Source organism: Mesorhizobium sp. M1C.F.Ca.ET.210.01.1.1, assembly GCF_004791585.1.
GTDB lineage: Bacteria > Pseudomonadota > Alphaproteobacteria > Rhizobiales > Rhizobiaceae > Mesorhizobium.
The window spans coordinates 1-279 of sequence record NZ_SRUU01000239.1; the positions used below are offsets into that span (position 1 = coordinate 1).

A 279-nucleotide genomic window follows, 5' to 3' on the forward strand; every position below is an offset into this window, starting at 1 on the left:
GCCGGTATAGTGCATGGCACAGATTGCCAGCCCGACAAGGCATCCGCCCCATTCCGGCGCCAGGCCGCGGCTTTTGTCGAGGGCAAGACCGAAACCCGCCCCGGTTCCAACAATGGCGATGACAAGGGATATCATGGTGAGCGCCGGATCGAAGGTGATCGGCGCGCCGGGCTGATAGGCCAGCATGGCGATGAAATGCGTACACCAGATCGAAGAGCCGGCCGCGACCGCGGTCAGGAACAGCCAGCCCCGCATCTGCATGCCGACGGTCTTCCTGGC

The 279-nt window shown here is 64.2% G+C and carries 1 protein-coding gene; it reads right to left on the reverse strand.

Annotated elements, in window-relative coordinates; genetic code table 11:
- On the reverse strand, positions 1-261 hold a 261-nt coding region (locus EN853_RS33735; RefSeq protein WP_281062260.1), incomplete at its 3' end, for an MHYT domain-containing protein.
- Positions 262-279 lie beyond the last annotated feature (18 nt).